Origin of the sequence: Burkholderia sp. Ac-20379 (genome assembly GCF_017104645.1) — a bacterium.
Lineage (GTDB): Bacteria > Pseudomonadota > Gammaproteobacteria > Burkholderiales > Burkholderiaceae > Burkholderia.
The window spans coordinates 1-7,618 of sequence record NZ_JAAGPF010000349.1 but is presented as its reverse complement, the minus strand read 5'-3'; the positions used below and the strand labels follow the sequence as shown (position 1 = coordinate 7,618).

Here is a 7,618-nt window from a genome sequence, read left to right as displayed (position 1 = left end):
TGCGAGACACGTAACAATACGTTCTGTCAATAGAAGGGCGACCAGCGAAATATACACAGCCACCAACGCCCTTGCCCTACACGGCGCTCTTCCGATCTCGAGCTCGCCAGCGGCGCGGCCACGGTGGCGGCGGGCCATGCCGAGCGCGGGCTGCGCTTCGACGGCCGGCGGCTCGTCACGCTGCACGGCCCGCGCTACCGGCTGCTGCTGATCGGCGCGGGGCAACTGGGCCGCTACGTGGCGAGCGGCGCGCTCGGGCTGGGGTACGACGTCAGCGTCTGCGATCCGCGCGTGGAGCACACCGGGCAGTGGGACGTGCCCGGCGCGCGGCTCGTCGGCGGCATGCCCGACGACGCGGTGATCGCGCTGCGGCCCGATGCGCGCACTGCCGTGATCGCGCTCACGCACGATCCGAAGCTCGACGATCTCGCGTTGCTGGAGGCGCTGAGCACGCCCGCGTTCTACGTGGGCGCGATCGGTTCGCGACGCAACAACGCGGCGCGGCGCGAGCGGCTCGCGCTGTTCGATCTCGACGCGGCGGCGATCGCGCGGCTGCGCGGGCCGATCGGCCTGTATATCGGCAGCCGCACGCCGCCCGAGATCGCGATCTCGATCCTGGCCGAGCTGACGGCCTGCCGCAACGGCGTGACGATCGGCCGGCAGCCGAGCGATGTGGCCACGGGCAAGCGCGCGGAGCAGGAGGACGAGGCGGCCGATGCGATCGCGCAGGCGTGCGGGGTGACATCGGCGTCGCTCGCGTTGGCGAGCTGAAACGGCCGCACGAGGCGATGCGCGCGCCGACGGGCCGAACCCGCCACCAAGGCAACGCCCCGCGTTACGAACGCACCGCCGCGGCCTTCCCCTGCGCCGCATCCGCCAGCCCGATCACGAAATCGAGAAACACCCGCGTGCGCGCCGGCAGGTGCTGGCGCGACGGGTAATAGGCATAGAGCGGAAAGCGCTCGTCCGACCAATCCGGGAACAGGTTCACGAGCTGCCCGGCGGCGATCATCGGCTCGGCCGCGATCGCCAGCATCTGCGCGACGCCGAGGCCCGCCAGGCACGCGTTCATCTGCGCCGACGGATCGTTGAGCGTGAGCCGCCCGCGCGTGGCCACCTCGACGTGCCTGCGCTTGCGATGAAACTCCCAGCGGAACGGCCGCCCCGTCAGCGGATCGCGGAATTCGAGCACGCGATGCGCGCCGCCGCCGGCCAGATCCTCGGGCTTGGCCGGGCGGCCATGACGCGCCAGATAAGCCGGCGCGGCCACCGTCACCACCGCCGTGTCGAGCAGCTTGCGGGCGATCAGCGTCGACGCCTTCGGCTCGCCGAACTGGATCGCCAGATCGAAGCCGTCCAGCACCAGATCCCCCACCGTATCGCGCGCGATGCATTCGAGATCGAGCTCGGGGTGCGCATCCATGAAGCGGCCGAGCGGCGCGCCGAGCACCAGCGCGTAACACACCGGATCGAGATTGACGCGCAGCCGGCCGCGCACCCCGGCCGCATCGCCGGCCGCCGTCGCGGCCGCTTCCTCCAGCCCCGCCAGATGCGGCAGCACGCGCTCGTGAAAACGCCGCCCTTCGTCGGTCAGCGAGACGGAGCGCGTGGTGCGGTTGAACAAGCGGATGCCGAGACGTTTCTCGAGCCGGGCGATCGCGCGGCTGACGCCCGGCGGCGTCATGCCGATCGCCTCCGAGGCGGCGGCGAAGGTGCCCGTCTCCACGACGGCCACGAACACGGCGATTCCACTGGACAGATTGTCGTGACGCGAGCGCATGGCAAGAGGGCCGGATGGGCCGGCCAAGACGGGACAGTGGCGCACGGTATCACGGCGAATGCCGCCGCGGGTGTCGCACCGCGCCATCGCAATAAGCCATGTTTATCAAAACCATAATCGGCAGATAGTTTTCATTATGGCGAGGCTCCACTAGACTCCGTGGAAACCCTGATTCGTGCGTCCGCCGTGTGCGGCCCCGCGCACGATCCCGTCATCCGACCGAGAGGCTTACCGCATGACTGCCCTGTTTTCCCCGTTCGTCCTGAAGGACGCCAAGCTGCGCAACCGTATCGCCGTGCCGCCGATGTGCCAGTACAGCGCCGTCGACGGCTTCGTCACCGATTGGCATCTGGCCCACTACACCAGCCTCGCACGCGGCGGCGCCGGCCTCGTGATCGTCGAAGCCACGGCCGTGGCGCCGGAAGGCCGCATCACGCCGGGCTGCACCGGGCTGTGGGACGACGCCCAGATCGAAGGCCTCGCGCGCATCGCCGCGGCGATCAAGGCCGCCGGCGCCGTGCCGGGCATCCAGATCGCCCACGCCGGCCGCAAGGCCAGCGCGAACCGCCCGTGGGAAGGCGACGACCACATCGCCAACGACGCGCCCGGCGGCTGGCAAACCATTTCGCCGTCGGCCAGCGCGTTCGGCAAGCATCTGCCGAAGGTGCCGCAGGCAATGACGCATGCGGACATCGCCCGCGTGCGCGAGAACTTCGCCGCCACCGCGCGTCGCGCGCTGGCCGCCGGCTTCGAGTGGCTCGAGCTGCACTTCGCGCACGGCTATCTGGCGCAGAGCTTCTTCTCGCCGCACGCCAACCAGCGCACCGACGAATACGGCGGCGACTGGGTCAAGCGCGGCCGCTTCCTCAACGAGACGCTGGCGGCCGTGCGCGAAGTCTGGCCCGAACGCCTGCCGCTGACGGCGCGTTTCGGCGTGCTCGAATACGACGGCAACGATGCGGCCACGCTCGACGCCTCGATCCGTCTGGTCGGCGATTTCAAGCGCGGCGGCCTCGACATGCTGAGCGTGAGCGTGGGCTTCTCGACGCCCGACGCGAACATTCCGTGGGGGCCGGGCTTCCTCGCGCCGATCGCCGAGCGCGTCAAGCGCGAGGCCGGCCTGCCGGTGTCGTCGGCCTGGGGCATCGACGATCCGGCGGTCGCGAACCGCGCCGTGGAAAACGGCCAGCTCGATCTGGTGATGGTGGGCCGCGCGCATCTGGCCGATCCGCACTACCCGTACTACGCGGCGAAGAAGCTCGGCGTCGAGCGGCCGTCGTGGGTGCTGCCCGCGCCGTACGCGCATTGGCTGGAGCGCTACGCGCCGGCGATCGCAACGGATGCCTGAGATCGCCCGCCTGAATCTCGCATGACGCACGGCCGCGCGCGGCCGTCGCACGCAGCGCACGCCAGACGGCGGCACCCCGGTGCCGCCGTTTTTTTTCGCCCGCCGCCCGGCCGCCCATGCCTGCCGGGAATGAGTGTTATCGCCGCGCCCCGCCTTCTTCGCCCGCCCCCCGCCACGCATCATTCGCTCACCCCAACCCGCAACACACCAGGAGCGAATCATGAACACCTTCCCGTCCCACACGATCGACACCGCCCCGGCCGCCTCGCGGCCCCTGCTCGAAGGCGCCAGACAGGCCTTCGGTTTCGTGCCGAACCTGCAATCGCACATGGCCGAATCGCCGGAACTGCTGGCCGGCTACTCCGCGCTCTGGGATCTGTTCGGCAAGAGCACGCTGACGCCGCACGAGCAGCAGGTGGTCTACCTCACCGCGAACTTCGAGAACGACTGCCACTACTGCATGGCGGGCCACAGCACGCTGGCGAAGATGATCGGCATGGCCCCCGAGGCGATCGCCGCGCTGCGCGCCGGCACGCCGCTGCCCGACCCGAAGCTCGAAGCGCTGCATCGCCTGACGACGATCGTCGTGCGTGAGCGCGGCTTCGTGCCGGACGCCGAGATCGCGGCCTTCCTGGCCGCCGGCTACACGCGCCGCAATGTGCTCGAAGTGGTGCTCGGCGTCGCCACCAAGGTGATGAGCAACTACACGAACCATCTCGTTCATACGGAGTACGACGCGTTCATGAAGGGCAACGAGTGGACCAAGCCGGCCGCAGCCTGACCGGCCCGGCACACGCATCGGAGAACATCATGACGTTGCAACAGACACTCGACGCCTTCAAGGCCGATTTCCGCGCGGGCAAGCCGCCCTATCGCGCACCCGCCGAGATTCATCCGGTGATGGAACGCGCCACCGCCGAGCTGGTGGCCAGCGGCCAGGCCGGCCGCGCCGTCAAGGCCGGCGATCGCGCGCCGTCGTTCACGCTGCCCGACCCGAACGGCAACACTGTGTCGTCGGCCGCCCTGCTCGCGCAGGGGCCGCTCGTCGTCACGTTCTATCGCGGCGTGTGGTGCCCGTACTGCAACCTCGAGTTGCAGGCGCTCAACGCGGCGCTGCCGCGGCTGCGGGAATACGGCGCGAACCTCGTGGCGATCTCGCCGCAAACGCCCGCGAACAGCCGCAAGTCGGTGCGCGAGAACCGCCTGGATTTTCCGGTGCTCAGCGACGCGCACGGCGCGACGGCCGAGGCGTTCGGCCTGCGCTTCGCGTTGCCCGACTATCTCGTGACGCTGTACCGGCAGTTGAAGAACGACCTGCCGGTGGCGAACGGCGATCCGTCGTGGACGCTGCCGATACCGGCCCGCTACGTGATCGGCCGCGATGGCACGGTGCTGTACTCGGAAATCGATCCCGACTACACGCGCCGCCCCGAGCCGGAAGACATGTTCCCGGTGCTGGCGCGCGCGGCCGCCGCGCGCTGACGCTTCGCAGGCGGCCCGCACCTCGCCGGCGCGGGCCGCCGCGTGTTCCTAACCGACAAGGAGGACCCATGCAGTCACGCACGTTTCTCATCACCGGCGCCTCGAAGGGCATCGGCCTCGCGCTTGGCCACCGTCTCGCGCAAGCCGGCCATCGCGTGGTCGGGCTGGCGCGCGGCCCCGGCGATTTTCCCGGCGAACTGGCGAGCGTCGATCTGGCCGATCCGGCCGCCACCGGCGCGGCGCTGCGCGCGCTGGCCACGCGCCACGCGTTCGACGGGGTGATCAACAATGTCGGCCTGGTACGGCCGCAAAAGCTCGGCGAGGTCGATCTCGACACGCTCGACGAGGTGCTCGCCGTCAACCTGCACCCCGCCGTGCAAACCGTGCAGACGCTGTTGCCCGGCATGCGCGAACGCGGCTGGGGCCGTGTCGTCAACGTGTCCAGCCTGACGATCCTCGGCATCGCCGAGCGCACCGCGTACGCGGCGGCCAAGGCCGCGCTCGTCAGCTTCTCGCGCTCGTGGGCGCTCGAACTGGCCGGCACCGGCATCACCGTCAACGCGGTCGCCCCCGGCCCGACCGAAACCGAGCTGTTCCGCGCCAACAATCCGCCCGGCAGCGAAGGCGAGCGCCGCTATCTGTCGGGCGTGCCGATGGGCCGCTTCGGCACGCCCGACGAGATCGCCGCGGCGATCGCGTTCCTGCTGTCCGACGACGCCGGGTTCATCACCGGCCAGACGCTGTTCGTCGACGGCGGCGCATCAATCGGCCGCCGCGCGTTCTAGTGCGCCGGCCGGCGCTCAGGCGGGCCCGGCCTGCTCGCCGGCCATCACTTCCTCGACGAAATCGACGAACGCGCGCGCCTTCGACGTCACCATCCGCCCGGCCGGAAACACCGCCCACAAATCCACGCCGGGCAGCGTCCAGTCGTTCAGCACCGTGCGCACTTCGCCGCGCGCCAGTTCCGGGCCGAACATCCATTCCGACGCGATCGCCAACCCCATGTGTCCGAGCACCGCGGTGCGCATGCCCTCGGCGGCGTTGACGCGCACCCGGCCCGATACGGCCACGGCCACCTCCGCGCCGTCGCGGCGGAACGACCAGGATTCGCCGCCGCCGCGCTGCGAATAGACGATCACCTGATGGCCGCTCAGCGCGGCGGGCGTCGCGGGCGCGCCGGCCTCGGCCAGATAGGCCGGCGTGGCCACCACGACCCGCCGGCTGCTGGCGATGTGGCGCGCCGTCATCGACGAATCGTCGAGCGTGCCCATGCGCAGCGTCACGTCCACGCCTTCCCCCAGCAGGTCGATCGCGCGATCGTCGAGGATGATGTCGAGCTGCAGATCGGGATGGCGGTCGACGAAGCGCTTGAGCACCGGCAGCACATGCAGGCGCGAGAACGTGACGGCCGCGCCGATCCGCAGCCGGCCCGACAGGCCCGTCGACGAATCGCGCACCGCCTGCTCGGCCTGATCGGCTTCCTCGATCGACAGCCGCGCGTGCTCGTAGAAGCGCCGGCCCGCGTCGGTGGGCGTGAGACCGCGCGTCGAGCGCAGCAGCAGCCGCGCGCCGAGATGCGCCTCCAGTTGGGCGATCGATTTCGATACCGCCGGCTGGCCCAGTTCCAGACGACGCGCGGCGGCCGAAAACGAGCCGGCGTCCACCACCGCGACAAAGGTTTCCATCGCTGCCATTCGGTCCATCGGATCGTTTCTCCCTGAGTCGGACAAGTTGCGGGTGCGCGCGAGCGTGCAGTCTAGCCCGCAACAGCCAACGGACGAACGCCAAAAGAAACGCCCCGCGGCGCGGTGCCGTGACAAGCGAAACCGCTTTCGTCACGACGCCGCGCCGCGGGGCACGATGAGGCTCTCAGGTTCGGAGGCGTTGGCCGCCTCTCGGTTCGCCGGCTTCGGAACGCAGGTTCCTCGGCTCGCTCGGAATGCGGGAGTGCATGGCTCCCTGGCTGTTATTCGGTAATGGGATTCGGAAAATTGCCGATACGGGAATCGACATCGCGCCGAATCGGGAATGCAGATTAACAATCCGACGCCCGATGAACAAGCGATATTTATCGAACGCGTTTTTTCTTTCCCAATATCTGATATTTCTGACAGGCAAGCCGAGGCATTGGGCCTTGCCGGCCTTTTCGGCGCATGGCAGCGCCTTCCGCAAGGCCGCGCCGCACTATCAAAGCGCGGGCATCAATCATGACGATTCGCCATGCATTGCACCTGAAATTTCATTACCGAAAATTAGTTTCAATATTAATCTGCGATCGCACGCAGCTCACCGGAAAATCGCCGCATCGATTTTATTTCTCCCGGGCATTATCGACATACCGGGCGCGATTCACACCCGCGTGCCGCGCGCATAGGCCGCCAAGCCGTCGGCGAGCGCCGTGAACGCGGCCATGCAGCGCGCGCTGCGCCGCAAATCCTCGTGCATCGCCACCCAGGCCGGCAGCGGCAGCGACACCGCGCGCGGCAGCACCCGGCGCAGCGCCGGATCGCGCGCCGCCAAACCCGTCTGACAGAAACCGATGCCGAAACCCGCGCGGATCGCGGCCAGTTGCGCGAGATCGCTGTCGGCGCTGAACGCGAAATCGTCGCGGCCGAGCGGCGCGAAGATGCCACCCACGGCGCGCGTGAACGCCGTCTCGCGGTCGTAGCCGATCACCGTGTGCCGCGTCAGGTCGGCCAGCGTGCGCGGCGTGCCGCAGCGCGCCAGATAGCGCTCGTGCGCATGCAGGCCGATCTCGAGCGTGCCGGCATGGCGCGCCACCAGCGCCGCCTGCTCGGGGCGGAACATCCGCACGGCGATGTCGGCCTCGCGATGCAGCAGGTCTTCCACGCGGTTCGACAGCACCAGCTCGATCGATAGCGCCGGATGCGCCTCGCGCAGCGCCACCAGGATCGGCGGCAGCACTTCAACGCCGATCACCTCGCTGGCGGTCAGCCGCACCGTGCCGCGCACGCCGTCGCCCTGCCCGCTCGCGGCGCGCCGCAGCG

General features: G+C 69.5%; 8 protein-coding genes and 1 pseudogene. 6 read left to right on the top strand and 3 right to left on the bottom strand.

From position 1 onward, the window contains the following. Window positions 1-96: 96 nt before the first annotated feature. Window positions 97-771, top strand: a pseudogene (locus G3N92_RS28535) (XdhC family protein); the annotation flags it as partial. Between the two features lie 64 nt (window positions 772-835). Here G3N92_RS28535 and G3N92_RS28530 read toward each other — a convergent pair. Further along, window positions 836-1,780 carry a LysR family transcriptional regulator gene (locus G3N92_RS28530; RefSeq protein WP_206130926.1) on the bottom strand — a complete coding sequence of 315 codons (945 nt, stop codon included), beginning with the start codon at window positions 1,778-1,780 and terminating at the stop codon, window positions 836-838. A gap of 235 nt (window positions 1,781-2,015) precedes the next feature. Between G3N92_RS28530 and G3N92_RS28525 the strand changes: the two genes are divergently transcribed. The 4 genes from G3N92_RS28525 to G3N92_RS28510 all read left to right on the top strand — a co-directional run bounded on the left by G3N92_RS28525 (window position 2,016) and on the right by G3N92_RS28510 (window position 5,395). After that, window positions 2,016-3,128, top strand: coding sequence for an NADH:flavin oxidoreductase/NADH oxidase (locus G3N92_RS28525; protein WP_206130925.1), 1,113 nt, complete (start codon window positions 2,016-2,018; stop codon window positions 3,126-3,128). A 220-nt stretch (window positions 3,129-3,348) separates the two neighbouring features. Next, window positions 3,349-3,909 carry a carboxymuconolactone decarboxylase family protein gene (locus tag G3N92_RS28520; RefSeq protein ID WP_206130924.1) on the top strand — a complete coding sequence of 187 codons (561 nt, stop codon included), beginning with the start codon at window positions 3,349-3,351 and terminating at the stop codon, window positions 3,907-3,909. A 29-nt stretch (window positions 3,910-3,938) separates the two neighbouring features. Next, the gene (locus G3N92_RS28515) at window positions 3,939-4,610 is read left to right on the top strand and encodes a peroxiredoxin-like family protein (RefSeq protein WP_206130923.1); all 672 of its coding nucleotides are present in this window, start codon (window positions 3,939-3,941) and stop codon (window positions 4,608-4,610) included. A 68-nt stretch (window positions 4,611-4,678) separates the two neighbouring features. Further along, window positions 4,679-5,395: an SDR family oxidoreductase gene (locus G3N92_RS28510; RefSeq protein WP_206130922.1), complete on the top strand. Its 717-nt coding sequence runs from the start codon at window positions 4,679-4,681 to the stop codon at window positions 5,393-5,395. Between the two features lie 15 nt (window positions 5,396-5,410). Here G3N92_RS28510 and G3N92_RS28505 read toward each other — a convergent pair whose 3' ends face one another. Then, window positions 5,411-6,313, bottom strand: a complete 903-nt coding sequence (locus tag G3N92_RS28505; protein WP_206130921.1) for a LysR family transcriptional regulator — start codon at window positions 6,311-6,313, stop codon at window positions 5,411-5,413. A 248-nt stretch (window positions 6,314-6,561) separates the two neighbouring features. Between G3N92_RS28505 and G3N92_RS28500 the strand changes: the two genes are divergently transcribed. Next, window positions 6,562-6,984 carry a hypothetical protein gene (locus G3N92_RS28500; RefSeq protein WP_206130920.1) on the top strand — a complete coding sequence of 141 codons (423 nt, stop codon included), beginning with the start codon at window positions 6,562-6,564 and terminating at the stop codon, window positions 6,982-6,984. Here the strand turns inward: G3N92_RS28500 and G3N92_RS28495 are convergent. Further along, the coding region (locus tag G3N92_RS28495; protein WP_206130919.1) for a LysR substrate-binding domain-containing protein at window positions 6,960-7,618 on the bottom strand (659 nt) is incomplete at its 5' end. The genes G3N92_RS28500 and G3N92_RS28495 overlap by 25 nt on opposite strands.

Bases quoted from the DNA above. Each gene is read 5' to 3' on its own strand.
- G3N92_RS28530 (WP_206130926.1), bottom strand. From the start codon at position 1,780: ATGCGCTCGCGTCACGACAATCTGTCCAGTGGAATCGCCGTGTTCGTG.
- G3N92_RS28525 (WP_206130925.1), top strand. From the start codon at position 2,016: ATGACTGCCCTGTTTTCCCCGTTCGTCCTGAAGGACGCCAAGCTGCGC.
- G3N92_RS28520 (WP_206130924.1), top strand. From the start codon at position 3,349: ATGAACACCTTCCCGTCCCACACGATCGACACCGCCCCGGCCGCCTCG.
- G3N92_RS28515 (WP_206130923.1), top strand. From the start codon at position 3,939: ATGACGTTGCAACAGACACTCGACGCCTTCAAGGCCGATTTCCGCGCG.
- G3N92_RS28510 (WP_206130922.1), top strand. From the start codon at position 4,679: ATGCAGTCACGCACGTTTCTCATCACCGGCGCCTCGAAGGGCATCGGC.
- G3N92_RS28505 (WP_206130921.1), bottom strand. From the start codon at position 6,313: ATGGACCGAATGGCAGCGATGGAAACCTTTGTCGCGGTGGTGGACGCC.
- G3N92_RS28500 (WP_206130920.1), top strand. From the start codon at position 6,562: ATGGCTCCCTGGCTGTTATTCGGTAATGGGATTCGGAAAATTGCCGAT.